Here is a 16,361-nt window from a genome sequence, read left to right on the forward strand (position 1 = left end):
GCGAAGGCGCCCCTTCCGGTCAAGCTAGGCGATGAGGCGCGCGATCGTCCATCGCCGACTCAGTCGTCGCCGGGCGAGCGGACGTCGCTCTGGATCCGGTAGAGATGATCGCGGGCGTCGTTCTTCTGCTGCTCGAACTCCTTGCGGTCCATGCAGCGCTTCACGGGGATCTTCGAGCCGCTCTGGGCGTCGTTGAAGCACACCTTCTTCGGCTTCGGCTGGCCCTTGCCTTCGACGACCCCATAGGTGATCGCCTGGCCTTCGGAGGTGACCGGGGCCACGGTGACCGTCTGCCCGGGCGCCGCCGGCGGCGAGGCCGGGTCGGCGGGCGCGCCGGCCTGGAGCAGGGTCGCCAGGATCAGCGAGAGCATCGTCTCCCTCGGGCGGTCACAATGGCGCCGGAACCGGAGCCCGGTGGCATCATGGCCGTCACCGGCGCGAGGGCCAAGCCGGAAAGACGCGGTCCGCCGCGCCGGCGATCCCGACTCGCCGGCGCGTGGGGCCGGTCCGGGGGCGGATGCCCTAGGCGCGTCGGCCCAGTCGCGGCTCGGTCCCGGCCAGCAGCCGCAGGATGTTGGCGCGGTGCAGGACGACGACGTAGGCGCCGCCGGCGATCGCCATCAGCCGGTAGGGCAGCGGGTTCTGCAGGACGCAGACGACGCCGACGGCGGTCGCCGCCGCCAGGATCGAGCCCAGCGACACGATCCGGAAGGCCGCCACGGCGACGGCGAAGACGGCGAGGCCGCCGACGCCCGCCGGCCACGACATCGCCAGGAGGACGCCGAGGCCCGTCGCGACGGACTTGCCGCCCCTGAACCCCAGCCACACGGGCCGGGCGTGGCCGACGAGCGCCGCGAGCCCGGCCAGGCAGACCGCCCAGGGCAGCGCCGCGTGCGGGTCGAGCGGTGGCGCGGGGGCGGCCCGGGCCGAGAGCCAGGGCCAGAACCAGAGGGCGAAGCGGATCGCCGCCGCGCCCTTCAGGACGTCGATCGCCAGCACGGTCGCGCCGGCCCGCGGGCCCAGGGTGCGCAGGACGTTGGTCGCGCCCGTGGAGCCCGAGCCCAGTTCGCGGATGTCCGCGCCCCTGAGCAGCCGCCCGGCGATGTAGCCGGTGGGCAGCGAACCCAGCAGGTAGGCGACGGCCAGGCCGGCGATGCTCGCGATCCAGAAGACCATGCCTGACTTGCCTCGACGCCCCCCGCAGCACGTCCGCGAAGACGGGACGCAGTTCCGAGCCCGGACCAGTCCACATTTCGCCGCTGCAGCCTAGTGTCCCGATTCCGAAGTTCGCAGGCGCCTGAGGCGAACTCAGTCGAACTTCGGAATCGATAAGGACACTAGGGAAACATCTGTTTCTAGTGTGCTTTTTGGATCTGAAGTTCGCTCGGTGCTCCGACCCGGAAGCAGGCGAACTTCAGATCCAGCACACTAGCGCCCGGCGGCCTCGCCGGCCCGCGAACGGCTGCACGCGGCCCGCCGGACGGTGGAGCGCGCTCTCCTGGGAGGCGAAGATGTGGCCGGCCCGCATCGATTGCGAAAATGCAGAGCCATCATGCGAACTCACCGATCCTTCATCTTCATCGGCGATGCTATCTGATGCTTGTCCACACGGACGGCCCGCTCCCCACGGGTTTCTCCCCAGACTGAAGGTCAAGTTATGAGCCTCTCGCAGATCCGGAGCCACGTCGATCGGATCGTCCCAGCCCTGCTGCTGACGGCGATGTTCGGCCTGGTGTGCGGCTTCGCGGCGGTGGGCATGGTGGGCGTCGCCTGAGGCGCTCAACTCCTCCGGCCTCGCGGCCGACCTCATTCTCTCGCGAATACGGCAGAGGGTCCCTTTCGGGGCCCTTTTTCGTTTGTCCCGACCGTGGCCGCAGGCTGTCGCGAAGATGAACGACCGGCTCCGGGGGCGTTCAGGGGCGGGCCGTTAGGGTGTCTCCAACATCTTGAAGGAGACGAGCCATGACCAAGACTTTCGCCAAGGCCGTTCTGGCCCTGACCGTGGCGGGCGCCGTGGCGCTCCCGGCGGGTCAGGCCGCGGCCGCGTCCAAGACTGAAAGCGCCCTCCTCGGCGCCCTGATCGGCGGTGTCGCCGGCGCCGCCATCGGCGACGGCAAGGGCGAGGCGGTGGCGATCGGCGCCGTGGCCGGCGCGGCCCTCGGGGCCGCCGCGGGCCGCGACAACGACCGCCGCCACTACCGGAACGGCTACTCGTACCGGACCAACCAGCCCTACTACGGCCGCGACACCCGCTACCGGAACTACGACCGCGGCCACTACGGCAACGGCCGCAGCTACCAGCCCTACTACGGGAACAGCCGCTACGACGGCTACGGCAATAGCGGCTACCCTTACGGCCGCTAGAGGCGGAGAGAGGGCCCTTCGGGGCCCTTTCTTGTGGGCGGAAGGCCGGTGGCCACGAAGCGAGGCGGCGGAGCCGCTTACTCCGGCGGCTCGCGGCGGTGTTCGCGATACCAGCAGAGCTGTTCGCTGGTGGCCAGCAGCTTGCCGTCGCGCCGCCAGTAGCTCGAGCGCTCGTCCGACGCGCCGCCGGCGCCGACCCGGCCCTCGCACTCGACCAGGATGAAGTCGTGCCCCACCTCGGCGACCTCGGCCACGGTGGCGTGCAGGTAGACGGTGAGCGACAGCGTCGTCGTCATCACCGTGGGGCCGAGCGCGTAGAAGGCGCGCGGCGCGGAGTTGTCGGTGATCATCCCCAGCAGCGACTTGTCGAGTGGGCCGCGGCGCGAGCGGACCCACGCCAGGGTGCGCGAATCGCCGGTCGGCCGGGGCGGGAAGGTGTCGAGCGTGCGCCGCTCCAGCGCCTGGGCCCCGAAGTGCTGGGAGGCGCCGACCATCAACGGACTGGGCAGGCTGTCCGGGTCCGGCGCGTCGGGCATGGACGCGAAGGCGAAGGCCGGCGTCTGCGGCCGCCTGGCCATGGTGACCATGGCGTGGACGCCGACCTCCTCGGATCCGGCCGGGCGCAGCTCCACTTCCCACACGCCGATCGAGCCGCCCTGGCGCAGGCGTCGGGTGCGGATGTCGAGTTCGCCGGCGGGCAGGGCGGCGGCATAGGTCAGGGTGAGCGACAGGGCCTCGCCGACCGCTCCGGGCTCGGATTCGATCACCCGGATGCAGAGGCCGATGGCATAGCCGCCCCAGAGACCGCCGCCGGGGTTGCGCCACTCGGGGCCGGCCAGCGTCGTCCACCGGCCGGGGCCGACGGGGGTGAGCGGCATCTGCAGGGTCTCGGTCGTCGTGGTCATGGGCGCCTGTCTACAGCCTCTCCGCGGCGTCACGGAAGGGACCGGACGTCGCCCTACAGAAACGCATGGCGGCTCTGTGAAATCGCTGATCTATGCAGCGTTCAGATGGTGCTATCTAAACAGTGTCCAGACGGACAGCGCCGCTTCCCCGGCGCCTCACAAGAAGAAGCTGACGGAGACATCAATGACCTTCTCGCGCATCGAAACCGCCTTCGACCGTATCGCCCCCGCCCTGCTGCTGGGTCTCGGTCTGATCGCCTCCCTCGCCACGGCCGGCCTGGGCATCTGAGCCCGCCGACCAAGCGACGGATGAGGGCCCTTCGGGGCCCTTTTTCGTGCCGGCCGCCCGGCACCCGCGCCGGCGCTGCGCGAGTCGGGCCTCACCTGCGAAGCCCTCTTCAGACCGTGTTGCGACGCGGCGTGCATCCAAGGCCAAGGTGGCCTCGTACTTGCAGAGAATTGCGCGTTTCGCAGGGATTTTCCCTTATCGGGAGTATTTCTCCTGCAAATTGAATGGCCTTGAGACGTATCCCCCGGCGTCCCAGGGTGAAGATGAAACCATGCCGCGGTCCCCTGCGCGGTCGACCAGGAGCAGGCTCATGCGCGGCTTTGGCCACGCGAATACGGGTGGAGACGACCGACGCGCCGGCGGCGCGGGCGGTCATTTTCGCATTTCCGGCCCGCAACAATCCTGGCGCGCCGAACCGCGGCAAGGCGTCGCGCGTCGGCCTGGCTTGACGACAGTCCGGCAACTTTGTGGCACCTCTACCGTAGGCGGCGGGTCCCCCGTGGATGCGGCGTCCAGTTGTAGGCAACAGTCGGTAAGCGCGGTTTCTTGGCTGATTTTGAAACATCCGGTCGCCCTTGGGGGGACGCAGCCGTGACGGTCGCGATCGACGACGGCCGCGGCCGCCGGCGCGCAGGCCTGGCGACCAGCCTCCTGGCCTGGCTGTGGCCGGAGGCCAAGGAGCAGCGCGACGAGCGCACGGGCCTGCTGGCCTGGAGCACGCTGCTCGGCTGGCTGTGGCCCACCGCCGTCCACGACGAGAACTACGGCCGGCGTCACGGCCTGATGGCGATCCTGTTCGGCTGGATGTGGCCGAACGTGGCCGACCGCGGCGTGCGCCGCTGGTGGCACTTCTCCTGGCTGTGGAGCTGGATGTGGCCCGGCAAGGTGCTGGGCCCCGACGGCGAGATCTGCCCGCTGGCCCCCTGGCACCCGGCGCTGCGCCCCGAGGTCTGCCCGGGCGAGACTTGGCACCACAAGCTGCGCCGGCACGGGCCGGTGATGTTCATGATGTTCGGCGCGACCGCGCTGGCGTCGCCGACCCTGATGGAAGGCAACGGCGCCCTCGACGGCGGTCGTCTGAACCTGTTCCACAACGAAGGCCCGGCGAACCCGGACCAGCCCACCGGCGGCGACGTGACTCCCGACGCGGGCGGCCCCACGGTCGGTGACGACGGCGGGACGACGGCCGGCGGCGGCGGTGGCGGTGCTGGCGGCGGCGCCGGGGGCGGCGACGGCGGGGCGACCTCGCCCGGCGGCGGCTTCGGCGGCGGCTCGGGCGGCGGTGGCGTCGGCGACGGCGGCGACGAGGGCGCGAGCGGTGGCGGGACCGGGGGCGATCCTGCGCCGACGGCCGGCGACCCGGCTCCGCCGACCGGCGACGGCGGCACGACCGTGGTCGATCCCAGCTTCGATCCCAGCGGCGACCTCGATCCGGGCGTTGGCCTCGGCGGCGGCGGTGGTGCAGGCGGCGGCGGCGCGGGTGGCGCTGGCGGCGCGGGCGGTACTGGCGGCGGCACGGGCGGTGGCGCAGGCGGAGATGCCGGCGGCGGCACGGGCGGCGGCGACACCACCGGCCCGACCACGGGCGGCGGAGACCCCTTCAACCCGACGACCCCGCTTCCCCCCAGCGTGGACCCGACCGGTCCGCTTCCGCCCACGGGCGGTCCGCCGACCGAACCCACGGTCCCGGGCACGCCCACGGGCGGCGGTGGTGGCGGCGGCACGAACAATCCGTTCGACCTGACGCCTCCCGGCACGGGTGGCGGGAACACCGGCGGTGGCGGCACGGGTGGCGGCGACACGGGTGATGGCGACACGGGCGGTGGCGGCGGCGGTGGCGACACCGGCGGCGGCGACCAGACGACGCCCGGCACGCCCGGCCCGTCGGCGGCTGTCCCCGAGCCTGCGACCTGGACGATGATGATCCTGGGCTTCGGCGCGGTGGGCTACGCGATCCGCCGGCGCCGGTTCGCCGCCTCGGTCCGCTAATACCGCTCGTAGCCGTAGCGCGGCGGATAGTACGGCCGCGGCTGCACCGGGTAGGCGGGCGCGGGACTCCAGCGGCGATCGTCTTCCTCTTCGCGACGCGCGGCTTCGTAGGCGCGCCGGCGTTCCTCTTCGTAGGCGCGCTGGCGCTCCTCGGCGTAGGCGCGTTCGCGCGCTTCGGCCTCGGCGCGGCGTTGGCGTTCGGCGGTCTCCTCGACCTGGCGGCGCTGGGCGTCGGCGGCGGCGGTCTGCGCCTGGATCGCGGCGAGTTGCGCGTCGTTCAGGCGCCTGGCGCGCGCCTCGGCCTCGGCGCGGTCGCGCGCGGCCTGGTCGGCGGCGACGCGCTCCTTGTGCCGCACCGCGATCTGGGCGCCGCAGACCTTCAGGTCGACCATCCCCTGCTCAGAGCCCGAGAGCGAGGCGGTGAGCGGCTCCTCGGTCAGCCAGGCGATGCCCAGCGTCCCGCCGCGCCGCATGGCGGCCTCGGTCTCCTCTGACAGCACCAGTTCGCCCGAACTGCCGTCGCCGCGCAGCATCAGGTTCGAGAACCGCTGCCTGTCGATGCGGATCGGCAGGAAGGCGCGGGTCGGCAGGTTGTCCTTGAAGAACCGCAGGCTCGTCACCTGCCCGTCGGAGACGAGCGCCACCGGCGTGCTGGCGCCTGAGCGCGCGAGCAGGTCCAGGTCGACCCGGCAGCCCGCGTCGGTGGGCGTGATGACCCAGGCCAGCGCCGGCGCGCGCGCCGCGACGGGTCTGGCCGGGGCGGCCGAGGCAAGGTTCGGGAGGAGCGCAGCAGCCACCGCGCCCCCGATGATCATCCTGATCACGCGAAGGCTCCAGATCGACTGACACGCAGCTCCACGATACGGCCGTTGATCGCAGGCCGCTAGAGGCCGAACCGTCGCGGATGCTAGACCGTCGCCATGACTCACGAGGGAGGCCGGGCATGACCCGCAAGCTTTGGATCTCGATGCTGGCCGCCGCAGCGGTCGGAACGGCCGGCGCGGCCTGGGCGGCGCTGCCCGGCAACATCGCCGCGGCGCTGGCCGACAAGGGCCGCGCCGATGACGTCAAGCGAGACGCCGCGCGCAAGCCGGGCGAACTCCTGGCCTGGGCCGGCCTGAAGAGCGGCGACAAGGTGGCCGACCTGATCATGGGCGGCGGCTACTTCACCCGCATCCTGTCGCTCGCGGTGGGCCCGGCCGGCGTGGTCTACGCCTACCAGCCCGACGAGTTCGTGCGGTTCCAGGCGAGCTACGGCGAGGACCAGAAGAAGGTCGCGGCCGCCTATCCCAACGTGAAGGCGGTCACGGGCTCGCTCGGGACCCTGGACCTGCCCGACGGCCTGGACATGGTGCTGACCGTCCAGAACTACCACGACCTGCACCTGACGCCGTTCCCCAAGGACACGGCCGCGAAGGTCAACGCCGAGGTGTTCAAGTCGCTGAAGCCGGGCGGCGTCTACCTGATCGTCGACCACGTCGCAGCGCCCGGCTCGGGGCTGGAGGCGGCGATGAAGGTGCATCGCATCGAGCCCTCGATCGTGAAGCAGGAGGTCGAGGCCGCCGGTTTCAGGCTCGAAGCCGAGAGCCCGCTGCTCAAGGACGCCGCCGACCCCCACACGGCTGGCGTGTTCGACGCGTCCATCCGCGGGAAGACCGACCAGTTCGTGATGAAGTTCCGGAAGCCGAAGTAGGCCCGGCCCCGCGACCGCAGGCTGAACGGCGGGCCTCAGCGCCCCTTCAGCTTGCGGTCGAAGAAGTCCAGCGCCTGCATCGCGCGGTGCATGCGGTTGTTCGGCGTCCAGCCGCCGCGGTGGCGCAGGCCGGGATAGACCATGGTCTCGAACGGCGTGCCCGCGGCCTGGAGCGCGAACAGGATCCGCGTCGTGTGGTCGAAGGTGACGTTGTCGTCGGCCATGCCGTGCATCACCAGCAGCGAGCCCGGCCCGATCTGCGGCATGCGGGCCACGAGCTCGGTCGCCGCATATCCCTTCGGGTTGTCGGCGGGCGTGCCCATGTAGCGCTCGGTGTAGTGGGTGTCGTAGAGCGCCCAGTCGGTGACCGGGGCCCCGGCGACGCCGGCCTTGAAGGGGCTGTCCTTCGCCGTGAGCATCAGCAGCGTCATGTAGCCGCCGTAGGACCAGCCGGTGACGCCGATGTTGGCCGCGTCCACGTAGGGTAGCGACTGCAGGTATCTCGCCCCGGCGATCTGGTCGTCGACCTCGAGCTGGCCCATGCGCCGGTCGATGGCAGTCTTGAAGGCGACCGAGCGGTTCGGCGTGCCGCGGTTGTCGAGCCGGAACAGGATGTAGCCGGCGTCGAGCAGGATCTGGTCTTCCGGGGTATGCCAGTTCCTGGCCACGCGGGCGCTGCCGGGGCCGCCATAGACCTGGACGATCACCGGATACCTCCTCGCCGGATCGAAGCCGGGCGGGGTGCGCAGCTCCCACCACAGGTCCTGGCCGTCCGCGGCCTTGACGGTCCCGAACTCGGGGACGCGCAGCCGCTCGGCGTAGGGCCAGAACGGGTGGCCCGCCTTCAGCGCGTTCTCTTCGATCCACCGCACGCGCGTCCCATCCGCCTTGTAGAGCGCCGTCTGCGGCGGGGTCCGGGGATCCTCGTAAGTTCCGGCGAAGGCGCCGCCCTTGTCGGCGACGGTGACGCTCCACGAGCCGCCGGCGGAGGTCAGGGCCTTCGGCTCGCCGGGCGTCTTGTACGAAACCGAATAGAGGCGGCTTTCGACCGGGTTGTCCTTGTGGGCGAGGAACAGCACGCGGCCCGCGGCCTCGTCGACGCCGGCGATCTCCTGCACGGGCCAGTCGCCCTGGGTCACCTGGCGGATCGGCTTGCCGTCGGCGCCGTAGAGGTAGAGGTGCAGGAAGCCCGAGCGCTCGGACGACCAGAGGAAGGTCCCGTCCTTCAGAGGCCTGAAGTCGTTGGAGAGGTCGACCCAGTGCGGGCTCGTCTCGGTGAGGATCACCTTCGATGCGCCGGTCGCCGGATCGACGGCCAGCAGGTCGAGGCGGCGCTGGTCGCGGCTCTGGCGCTGGACGTAGAGCGTCCGGCCGTCCTTCGCCCAGGCGACGCGGGCCAGGTAGACGTCGGCGTCGGCGCCCAGGTCCACCCTGACGCGCGCGCCCGAAAGCGGCTGGACGTAGAGGTCTACCCTGGCGTTCGGGCGGCCGGGGCGCGGATAGCGCTGCGGGACGACGAGCGCGCCGGTGGCGTTCACCTCGGGCCGCGGCACGACGTCGACGCCTGTCTGGTCGACGAAGGCCACGGCGACGGCGCGGTCGTCGGGGCTCCACCAGTAGCCGGTGGAGCGGTCCATCTCCTCCTGGGCGATGAACTCGGCCGTGCCCCAGCTTTTCAGCTCCGTCCCGCCTTCGGTCAGGGCGCGCTCGGCGCCGCCGGCGGCCGGGACGATGAACAGGTTGTCGTCGCGCACGAAGGAGACGAAGCCGCCCTTCGGCGAGATCTTGGCGTCGATCTCGTCGGCCGCGGACCTGGTGAGCTGGCGCGCCTGCCGGGCGGCCACGTCGTAGACCCAGAGATCGCCCTCGACCGGGGCCAGGATGAGTTTCCCTTGGGCGTCCCAGGCGTAGTCGACCACGCCGCGGGTGGCGACGCCGGCCCGTTCCCGGCGCGCCTTCTCGGCCTCGGAGAGCTCACGGACTTCGGGGGCCAGTGTCCTGCCGTCGAGCAGCATGCGCGGCGCGCCGCCCGCCACGTCGGCGATCCAGAGGTCGGTGACCAGCAGGTCGTCGGCGCGGGTCTTGATGTAGGTCACCGCCTTGCCGTCGGGCGACAGCTTCACCCCGCGGGCGCGGGGCCCGGAAAGGTCGGGGCTTTCGAAGACCCGTTGCGGGGGAAGGCGCGAGGGAAGGGCGGGGGCGGCCATGGCGGGTGTCGCGGCGATCAGGGCCGCGAGTGCGGCGGCAGGAAGCTTCATGGCGGCGTTGAACAGGGAACCGACGCGCTTGGCAATGCAGGCGCTGTGACGGCCGCCGGTCACCATGCGCCAGGGCTGAAACGGAGCGTGCAATCGCCGTCGGCGGCGCCTCGGGCAGACTGCGTCATGGGAGGAGACGTCATGCGCATCACGATCTTCGCGCTCGGCCTGCTGGCCCTCGCGCCGACGGCGTCGGCCCAGCCCGAGGCGCCCGCGCCCGCGCCGGCCGCCAGGCCGCACGCGACGTACACGCTGGAGACGCCGATCCACACGCTGATGGAGGATCCGGTGACCCTGGCCTGGCTGGACAGGCATTTCCCCGGCATGTCCGCGCGGATGCGCGACCCTGAGGTCGGCACGCTGTTCGACGGCGTCAGCATCCAGGGCCTGTCGATCGATCCCGACCACGGCCGGGCGCTGACGCCCGAGGTCATGGCCAAGCTCGCGGTTTCGCTGGAGAAAGCCCAGGCCGACGCGGCGGGCGCCAAGCCTTGAATTGGGCGGCGCGGCGTGCGACCTCCCGCCCATGAGCGAAGACACCCTTCCGACCCTGCCCGACCGGCTCAGCGTCGACCCGAACAGCCCCTATTACGACGAGGCCGTCCTCGCCCGGAACGTGGGCGTGCGCTTCAAGGGCCAGGACAAGACCAACGTCGAGGAATACTGCGTCAGCGAAGGCTGGGTCCGCCTGTCGGTGGGCGCCTCCAAGGACCGCCACGGCAACCCGCTGACCATGAAGCTGCAGGGCCCGGTCGAGCCCTACTTCCGCGAAGGCTAATCCTCGTCGTCGTCCGCAGGCGGCAGGGGCTCGACGCGCAGCGAGGTGACGCGGGCCCCCTTGCGCGCGACGACGCTGAAACGGTGGCGGTGGAAGGTGTAGGTCTGGCCGACCTCCGGGATGGCCTGCGCCTCGTGGATCAGCAGGCCGGCGACCGTCACCGCCTCGTCGTCGGGCAGATCCCAGTTCATCGCGCGGTTGAGGTCGCGGATCGTCACCGAACCTTCCACCATGACCGCGCCGTCGGGCAGGGGCTTCACGCCGACCGCGGTGACGTCGTGCTCGTCCTCGATCTCGCCCACGATCTCCTCGAGGATGTCCTCGAGGGTGACGAGCCCCTGTAGCGCCCCGTACTCGTCGACGACGAGCGCGAAGTGGTTCTGCCGTTTCAGGAAGGCGGCGAGCTGGTCCTTCAGCGAGGTCGTCTCGGGGATGAACCAGGGCTCGCGCAGGATGTCGGGGATGTCGATCCTCTCGATGTCGCCGTCGGACTCGACGAGGGCGTTCAGCAGGTCCTTCAGGTGCAGGACGCCGACGATGTTGTCCGGCTCGTCGCGGTAGACCGGGACGCGGGTGTGGTTGGAGTCCAGGGCCTGGCGCAGCATCTCGCGGGGCGCGAGGCCGCCGTCCAGCGTGGCCATCGAGCGGCGGTGGATCATCACCTCGGAGACGTCCATCTCGCTGAGGTCCAGGACGCCGCCCAGCATGTAACGGTCGCGGGTCTCCACCAGGCCTTCCGAGTGGTGGTACTCGACCGCCCCGCGGATCTCCTCGTGCGCGGCCAGCACGTCGGTCCCGGCGTCGAGCCGGATGCCGAAGGGCCGGAGCGTCTGGCGCACGATCCACTGCGCGCCGTCGGCCAGCGGGCCGAAGATGCGCACGGTCCAGTAGGTCGGGATCGACAGCGTGCGCGCCACGTCGTCGGCGCGGGCGATGGCCAGCGTCTTGGGCAGGATCTCGGAGAAGACCACCACCAGCACGGTCATGACGGCCGTCGCGATGAGCGCGCCCCAGACGCCGGGGAAGGCGGCCGACAGGACGCTGGTGGTGAGCGCCGAGGCGCCGATGTTGATGACATTGTTGGCGAGCAGGATGGCCCCGATCATCGTCTCCTGGTTGGTCAGGAGGCGGTTGATCCGGCGCGCGGCGGGGTCGCCGTCGCGCTCCAACTGGTGCAGACGTCCGCGGCTGGCCGCCGTCATCGAGGTCTCGGACGCCGACAGCAGCGCCGACATGGTCAGCAGGATGATCAGCGAGGGGGCGAGGGTCGCGAGCAGCGCGACGAGCATCAGGGTCTGGTCCTCAAGCGGCCGCACCTTCCGCGACCAGGAATTGGCGCACCGCGCCGGCGTCCACGTCCTTGGCGACGAAGGCGTCGCCCAGGGCGCGGGCAAGGATGAACGTCAGGCGGCCGGCCTCGGCCTTCTTGTCCTGCGCCATGTGGGCCACCAGGCGGGCGGCGTCGAACGGATGGCCCGGGATGTCGGCCAGCGTGGTCGGCAGGCCCGAGGCGGCGATGGCGCGCCCGGCGCGGCCGGCGTCCTGGCCGTCGGTCAGGCCAAGGCCTGCGGAGAACCGGAAGGCCAGCGCCATGCCGACGCCGACCGCCTCGCCGTGCAGCAGGGCGGCGCCGTAGCCGGTCTCGGCCTCCAGCGCGTGCGCGAAGGTGTGGCCGAGGTTCAGCAGCGCGCGGCGGCCCTGCTCTTTTTCGTCCTCGGCGACGATCTCGGCCTTCATCTCGACGGAACGCGCCACGGCATGGCTCAGCGCCGACGGCTCGCGCGCCAGCACGGCGGCCCCGTTCGCCTCCAGCCACTCGAAGAAGGCGCGGTCGCCCAGCAGGCCGTACTTGATGACCTCGGCGTAGCCGGCGCGCATCTCGCGGTCGTCCAGGGTGGCGAGCACCGAGAGGTCGGCCAGCACCAGGCGCGGCTGGTGGAAGGCGCCGACCAGGTTCTTGCCGCGCGGGGTGTCGATGGCGGTCTTGCCGCCGACCGAGCTGTCAACCTGGGCCAGCAGGGTCGTCGGGATCTGCACGAAGTCGATGCCGCGCTTGTAGATCGCGGCCGCGAAGCCCGTCAGATCGCCCACCACGCCGCCGCCGAAGGCAGTGACGATGTCCCCCCGGTCGAGCTCCAGCGCCAGCAGGCGGTCGCTGACGTCGGCCAGACCCTCGAAGCTCTTGGTCTGCTCGCCGGGCGGCACGATCACCGGCAGCGCCTCGATGCCGGCAACGGCCAGGGCGGCGGTCAGACGCGGCCCGTGCAGCGCCCAGACCGTCTCGTCGGAGACGACGGCGGTGCGGCCGCGCTTCTGCAACGGGGCGATCAGGCGGCCGGCCTGCTCCAGCAGGCCCTCGCCCACGAGCACGTCGTAGGCGCGCTCCCCCAGTCCCACGGAGATCGCGCGGCTCATTCGGCGGGCTCGCCAAGGTGCGCCGAGAGCGCCTCGATCACCTGGCCCACGGTAATGTGATGCGCCGCATCGCCGGTCTCGACCGTGACGTCGGCCTCGGCGTAGGCCGGATAGCGCGCCTCGGCCTGGGCCTTCAGCACCTCCATCGGGTCCTTGCCGGTGAGCAGCGGCCGGGTGTCCTTGCGGCCGACGCGCCGGGCCAGGATCTCCAGGTCGGTCTTCAGCCAGACCGAGACGGCGCGGGCCTTGATGAGCGCCCGGGTCTCGCCGTTCATGAAGGCGCCGCCGCCGGTGGCCATCACATGCGGCGGGCCGTCCAGCAGGCGGGCGATCACGCGGCGTTCGCCGTCGCGGAAGGTGGCCTCGCCCAGTTCCGCGAAGATCTCGGAGATCGAGCGCCCGGCGGCGGCCTCGACCTCGGTGTCGGCGTCGCGGAACGGCAGGCCCAGCGTGTTGGCGAGGCGACGGCCGACGCTCGACTTGCCGACGCCCATGAGGCCCACAAGCGCGATAGTGCGACGTCGAAGCGGTTCGTAGCGGTCCATGAACGGGTGAGGCTTTACACGAGCCTGTGTGCTCGCGCCAATCGGAGGCCATGGGTAAGGTGACCGCCATGTTGCGTTTCGCCCTCTTCGCGAGCGTCCTCGCGCTCGCCGCGGCCCCCGCCGCCGCTCAGGTGCAGGTCGTGCAACTGGCCGCGCCCGACGCTTTCTCCACGCCCGGCCGCGACACCGGGATGCCTGCGGAGCTCTGGACCGGGACGCCCGTCGAGACCGCCCGCATCGTGCTGCCGATGCTGGCCGCCAAGCCGCTGTCGCCCGCGGCCGCGAACCTGGCGCGGCGCATCCTGGCCACCGGCGCAAGGGGACCCGAGGGCTCGTCGGGCGACGAGGCGCTGGCCGGCCAGCGGGCGGCGGCGCTGATCGCCCTGGGCGACGTCGCGGCGGCCACGCGCCTGATGGAGCGGGCGCCGGGGCTGGAGCGGAACGCCGAGCTGGCGCGTGCGGCGGCCGAGACGGCCCTGCTGGCCGGCGACGCGGCGCGCGCGTGCGGCATCGCCGACGGGCTCGGGACGAACCGCGGCGAGGTGTACTGGCTGCGCCTTCGCGCCTTCTGCCAGGCCGAGGCCGGGCAGGGGGCGCAGGCCCAGCTCACCTTCGACCTGGCGCAGACGCAGGCGCGCGACGCGGTCTTCGGCCGGCTGATGGCGGCGAAGCTGTCGGGCGCGACACCCGGCGCGGCGTCGGCGCGCAACGGGCTGGACCTTGCGCTCTCGCGGTCGCTGAACCTGGACCTGGCGGCGGCGAAGCCCGGCCCGGTGGTGGCTGCGGCGCTGTCGGGCGCCGAGCCCGCGACGCCGACGTTCGACACCAGCCTCGTCGACACCGAGATCGGCGGCCTGGGCGCGGCCGTGCGCGAGGGGATGCCGCCGGAGGCGGGCGTCTCGGCGCTGATCTCCGCGGCGGCCGCGGCGGCCGAGCCGAAGCAGCGGGCGCGGCTGCAGGCCGCGGCGCTGATGGTCGCGTCGCTCGCCAACGACCTGCCGGGGCCCGACCGGGCGAGAATCGCCGGCTTCGCGGTCCCGGACGGCAAGGCGCCGGCCGGCCGCAACGCGGCGCTGGACGCGGCCTCCGACACGCGGCGCATGGGCGAGGCGGCGCTGCTGGCGCTGTGGACCTGCGCCGACGCCGGCGCGGCGGGACCGGCTGTCGGCGACCGCGTGCGGATCGTGCGGACGCTGGCCCGCGCCGGCCTGCTCGACGACGCGCGGCTCTTCGTGCTGGAAGGCCTGGCGGGCCTGAAATGACCGCAGGCGCCGCCGGCCAAGGGGAGAACTGGGCCGACGCCTTCCTCGAGATGATGGCCGTCGAGCGCGCCGCCGCGCGCAACACGCTCACCGCCTATGCCCGCGACCTCGCCGATGCCGGCGGCTTCCTGGCGGCGCGGGGCTGCGGCCTGGCGGCGGCGCGCGCCGAGGACGTCGAGGCCTATTTCGCGGCGCTGGGCGCGCGGGGGCTGTCGCCGGCCACGGCGGCGCGCCGGCGCGCGGCGGTGCGGCAGTTCTACCGCTTCGTGCTGGGCGAGGGCTGGCGCGACGACGACCCCAGCCGGCGCGTCGAGGCGCCGAAGAAGGGCCGGCCGTTGCCCAGGGTGCTCTCGCGCGAGGAGATGGACCGGCTGATCGCCGCGGCCGGCGCCCGCGACGGGGCGCAGGGCCTGCGGTTCGGCTGCATGGTGGAACTGGCCTACGCCTCGGGCTTGCGGATCTCGGAACTGACGGCCCTGCCGCTCGCGGCGCTGGCGCGCGACCCGGCCTATCTGATCGTCAGGGGCAAGGGCGGCAAGGAGCGGCTCGCGCCGTTGAACGACAGGGCCCGCGCGGCGGTGAAGGCCTACCTCGCGGCGCGCCCGGGGTTCCTGCCCAAGGGCGAGAGGGGGGTCGAGAAGGCCAATCCGTGGCTGTTCCCGTCACGCGGCAAGGCCGGGCGGCTGACCCCGCGGCGGTTCGCGCAGGTGCTGGACGAGGCGGCCGCCGGCGCCGGCATCGACCCCCAGCGGGTGAGCCCGCACGTCCTGCGCCACGCCTTCGCCACCCACCTGCTGGAGGGCGGCGCCGACCTGCGGGTCGTGCAGAAGCTGCTCGGCCACGCCGACATCGCCACGACCCAGATCTACACCCACGTCGCCTCGGACCGCCTGCGCGAGGTCGTGCAGTCGAAGCACCCGCTGGCCCGAAAGAAGTAGGCAACGGGTGATCCGGGGGGCCGCTTTCGCGGCCCCTCCGGACTCAGCCCGTGATGCGGTAGCGGCCCTGGTCGTCCGGGCAGACCCGGACGTAGCGCAGGTCGCGGCCGTAGGCGTCCACCGGCGCGGCGGCCAGACGGCAGCGCTGGCGGTTGTAGTAGCCGTAGTCGTAGGCGCTGGAGTACCGCTGGCGGCCCTCGCGGTACGGCACGGTGTCGTCGTAGCTGAAGTACGGGCCGCGGCCGTCGCACTTGTAGCTGCGGTCGCTGGCGTTGCCGATCGAGCCGCCGATCACCGCCCCGGCCACGCCGCCGAGGACCGCGCCTTCGGTGCGGGCGCCGCGCGAGGCCACCTGGCTGCCCAGGACCGCGCCGGCCAGGGCGCCGATCAGGCCCCCCGCCACCGTGTTGCCGCTCGACGCCGAACACGGGACGCTCGTGGACGAGGTGTTGCGGCCGTAATAGCCGGCGTAGGGCGGCGGCTCATAGCGGGTCCAGGTGGTCGTGTCCCAGACGGGACGCGGGTAGAGGCGCGCGTAGGCGCCGTAGCCGTAGCGGCGGTCGTAGATCGTCCGCGCGCGTTCCCACTCGGCCAGGCGGCGGTCGTAGTCGCGGCGCGCCGAGGCGTAGTCGCGGCGGGACTCGCGATAGGCTTCGCGGCTCGCCTCGTACTGGCCGCGCTGATCCTCGTAGCGGTCGCGCTGGGCGTCGTATTCGCGCTGCTGGCGCTGGTACTCTTCCGTCGGCCGGTACTGCTGGGCCAGGGCGGGCGTGGCCGCGGTGGCGATCGCCAGCGACGACGCCATCGCGATGTTCAGGGACTTCAGCATCATGTCTCTCCGGGTCTCCCTCAGTCGGCCCAAACGATCCGCAGGCTTGAGCGTTCCGACCTCGCGAAACAGCGGTCCGGGGCTGGCGGCTTGTGA

The 16,361-nt window shown here is 72.3% G+C and carries 16 protein-coding genes; 7 read left to right on the forward strand and 9 right to left on the reverse strand.

Annotated features, from left to right (window positions below):
- Nucleotides 1-59 precede the first annotated feature (59 nt).
- Nucleotides 60-371 carry a hypothetical protein gene (locus JNL41_RS08370; RefSeq protein WP_293473939.1) on the reverse strand — a complete coding sequence of 104 codons (312 nt, stop codon included), beginning with the start codon at nucleotides 369-371 and terminating at the stop codon, nucleotides 60-62.
- A 151-nt stretch (nucleotides 372-522) separates the two neighbouring features.
- The gene (plsY, locus tag JNL41_RS08375; RefSeq protein ID WP_293473940.1) at nucleotides 523-1,176 is read right to left on the reverse strand and encodes a glycerol-3-phosphate 1-O-acyltransferase PlsY; all 654 of its coding nucleotides are present in this window, start codon (nucleotides 1,174-1,176) and stop codon (nucleotides 523-525) included.
- 786 nt (nucleotides 1,177-1,962) lie between these two features.
- Here plsY and JNL41_RS08380 point away from each other — a divergent pair.
- Nucleotides 1,963-2,364 (forward strand): glycine zipper 2TM domain-containing protein, encoded by a 402-nt coding sequence (locus JNL41_RS08380; protein WP_293473941.1) that lies wholly within the window; start codon nucleotides 1,963-1,965, stop codon nucleotides 2,362-2,364.
- 77 nt (nucleotides 2,365-2,441) lie between these two features.
- Here the strand turns inward: JNL41_RS08380 and JNL41_RS08385 are convergent, their stop codons facing one another.
- A complete protein-coding gene (locus tag JNL41_RS08385; RefSeq protein ID WP_293473943.1) occupies nucleotides 2,442-3,269 on the reverse strand; it encodes a thioesterase family protein in 828 nt (275 codons plus the stop codon).
- Between the two features lie 880 nt (nucleotides 3,270-4,149).
- Between JNL41_RS08385 and JNL41_RS08390 the strand changes: the two genes are divergently transcribed.
- Nucleotides 4,150-5,547, forward strand: a complete 1,398-nt coding sequence (locus tag JNL41_RS08390) for a PEPxxWA-CTERM sorting domain-containing protein (RefSeq protein WP_293473945.1) — start codon at nucleotides 4,150-4,152, stop codon at nucleotides 5,545-5,547.
- Here JNL41_RS08390 and JNL41_RS08395 read toward each other — a convergent pair.
- The gene (locus JNL41_RS08395; protein WP_293473946.1) at nucleotides 5,544-6,371 is read right to left on the reverse strand and encodes a hypothetical protein; all 828 of its coding nucleotides are present in this window, start codon (nucleotides 6,369-6,371) and stop codon (nucleotides 5,544-5,546) included. The two genes, JNL41_RS08390 and JNL41_RS08395, sit on opposite strands and share 4 nt — an antisense overlap.
- Before the next feature lie 119 nt (nucleotides 6,372-6,490).
- Between JNL41_RS08395 and JNL41_RS08400 the strand changes: the two genes are divergently transcribed.
- On the forward strand, nucleotides 6,491-7,240 hold the full coding sequence (locus JNL41_RS08400; RefSeq protein ID WP_293473948.1) for a class I SAM-dependent methyltransferase: 750 nt from the start codon (nucleotides 6,491-6,493) through the stop codon (nucleotides 7,238-7,240).
- Nucleotides 7,241-7,275: 35 nt separating this feature from the next.
- Here JNL41_RS08400 and JNL41_RS08405 read toward each other — a convergent pair whose 3' ends face one another.
- Nucleotides 7,276-9,498: a S9 family peptidase gene (locus tag JNL41_RS08405; RefSeq protein ID WP_293473950.1), complete on the reverse strand. Its 2,223-nt coding sequence runs from the start codon at nucleotides 9,496-9,498 to the stop codon at nucleotides 7,276-7,278.
- A gap of 141 nt (nucleotides 9,499-9,639) precedes the next feature.
- On the opposite strand from JNL41_RS08405, the gene JNL41_RS08410 reads away from it, so the two are divergent.
- Nucleotides 9,640-9,993 (forward strand): hypothetical protein, encoded by a 354-nt coding sequence (locus JNL41_RS08410; protein ID WP_293473952.1) that lies wholly within the window; start codon nucleotides 9,640-9,642, stop codon nucleotides 9,991-9,993.
- Nucleotides 9,994-10,024: 31 nt separating this feature from the next.
- Nucleotides 10,025-10,276 carry a DUF3297 family protein gene (locus tag JNL41_RS08415; protein ID WP_293473954.1) on the forward strand — a complete coding sequence of 84 codons (252 nt, stop codon included), beginning with the start codon at nucleotides 10,025-10,027 and terminating at the stop codon, nucleotides 10,274-10,276.
- Here JNL41_RS08415 and JNL41_RS08420 read toward each other — a convergent pair.
- The 3 genes from JNL41_RS08420 to JNL41_RS08430 are packed head-to-tail and all read right to left on the reverse strand — an operon-like array spanning nucleotide 10,273 to nucleotide 13,236.
- Nucleotides 10,273-11,565, reverse strand: coding sequence for an HlyC/CorC family transporter (locus JNL41_RS08420; protein ID WP_293473956.1), 1,293 nt, complete (start codon nucleotides 11,563-11,565; stop codon nucleotides 10,273-10,275). The two genes, JNL41_RS08415 and JNL41_RS08420, sit on opposite strands and share 4 nt — an antisense overlap.
- A gap of 13 nt (nucleotides 11,566-11,578) precedes the next feature.
- Nucleotides 11,579-12,691: a 3-dehydroquinate synthase gene (aroB, locus tag JNL41_RS08425; RefSeq protein ID WP_293473957.1), complete on the reverse strand. Its 1,113-nt coding sequence runs from the start codon at nucleotides 12,689-12,691 to the stop codon at nucleotides 11,579-11,581.
- A complete protein-coding gene (locus JNL41_RS08430; protein ID WP_293473959.1) occupies nucleotides 12,688-13,236 on the reverse strand; it encodes a shikimate kinase in 549 nt (182 codons plus the stop codon). The genes aroB and JNL41_RS08430 overlap by 4 nt, the downstream gene beginning before the upstream one ends.
- A gap of 68 nt (nucleotides 13,237-13,304) precedes the next feature.
- Here JNL41_RS08430 and JNL41_RS08435 point away from each other — a divergent pair, with 68 nt between their 5' ends.
- Nucleotides 13,305-14,498, forward strand: coding sequence for a hypothetical protein (locus JNL41_RS08435; RefSeq protein WP_293473961.1), 1,194 nt, complete (start codon nucleotides 13,305-13,307; stop codon nucleotides 14,496-14,498).
- Entirely contained in the window at nucleotides 14,495-15,436 is a 942-nt protein-coding gene (locus JNL41_RS08440) for a site-specific tyrosine recombinase XerD (protein ID WP_293473963.1), read from the forward strand. Before JNL41_RS08435 ends, JNL41_RS08440 begins: the two co-directional genes overlap by 4 nt.
- A gap of 43 nt (nucleotides 15,437-15,479) precedes the next feature.
- Here JNL41_RS08440 and JNL41_RS08445 read toward each other — a convergent pair whose 3' ends face one another.
- A complete protein-coding gene (locus JNL41_RS08445; protein ID WP_293473965.1) occupies nucleotides 15,480-16,268 on the reverse strand; it encodes a glycine zipper 2TM domain-containing protein in 789 nt (262 codons plus the stop codon).
- Between the last annotated feature and the right edge of the window lie 93 nt (nucleotides 16,269-16,361).

This window comes from Phenylobacterium sp., assembly GCF_016793285.1.
Taxonomy (GTDB): Bacteria; Pseudomonadota; Alphaproteobacteria; order Caulobacterales; family Caulobacteraceae; genus Phenylobacterium.

What these genes read in the sequence shown, in the direction of transcription:
- JNL41_RS08370 (WP_293473939.1), bottom strand. Translation starts at nt 371, where the DNA reads ATGCTCTCGCTGATCCTGGCGACCCTGCTCCAGGCCGGCGCGCCCGCC.
- JNL41_RS08385 (WP_293473943.1), bottom strand. Translation starts at nt 3,269, where the DNA reads ATGACCACGACGACCGAGACCCTGCAGATGCCGCTCACCCCCGTCGGC.
- plsY (WP_293473940.1), bottom strand. Translation starts at nt 1,176, where the DNA reads ATGGTCTTCTGGATCGCGAGCATCGCCGGCCTGGCCGTCGCCTACCTG.
- JNL41_RS08440 (WP_293473963.1), top strand. Translation starts at nt 14,495, where the DNA reads ATGACCGCAGGCGCCGCCGGCCAAGGGGAGAACTGGGCCGACGCCTTC.
- JNL41_RS08420 (WP_293473956.1), bottom strand. Translation starts at nt 11,565, where the DNA reads ATGCTCGTCGCGCTGCTCGCGACCCTCGCCCCCTCGCTGATCATCCTG.
- JNL41_RS08435 (WP_293473961.1), top strand. Translation starts at nt 13,305, where the DNA reads ATGTTGCGTTTCGCCCTCTTCGCGAGCGTCCTCGCGCTCGCCGCGGCC.
- JNL41_RS08430 (WP_293473959.1), bottom strand. Translation starts at nt 13,236, where the DNA reads ATGGACCGCTACGAACCGCTTCGACGTCGCACTATCGCGCTTGTGGGC.
- JNL41_RS08400 (WP_293473948.1), top strand. Translation starts at nt 6,491, where the DNA reads ATGACCCGCAAGCTTTGGATCTCGATGCTGGCCGCCGCAGCGGTCGGA.
- JNL41_RS08415 (WP_293473954.1), top strand. Translation starts at nt 10,025, where the DNA reads ATGAGCGAAGACACCCTTCCGACCCTGCCCGACCGGCTCAGCGTCGAC.
- JNL41_RS08380 (WP_293473941.1), top strand. Translation starts at nt 1,963, where the DNA reads ATGACCAAGACTTTCGCCAAGGCCGTTCTGGCCCTGACCGTGGCGGGC.
- JNL41_RS08445 (WP_293473965.1), bottom strand. Translation starts at nt 16,268, where the DNA reads ATGATGCTGAAGTCCCTGAACATCGCGATGGCGTCGTCGCTGGCGATC.
- JNL41_RS08405 (WP_293473950.1), bottom strand. Translation starts at nt 9,498, where the DNA reads ATGAAGCTTCCTGCCGCCGCACTCGCGGCCCTGATCGCCGCGACACCC.
- JNL41_RS08410 (WP_293473952.1), top strand. Translation starts at nt 9,640, where the DNA reads ATGCGCATCACGATCTTCGCGCTCGGCCTGCTGGCCCTCGCGCCGACG.
- aroB (WP_293473957.1), bottom strand. Translation starts at nt 12,691, where the DNA reads ATGAGCCGCGCGATCTCCGTGGGACTGGGGGAGCGCGCCTACGACGTG.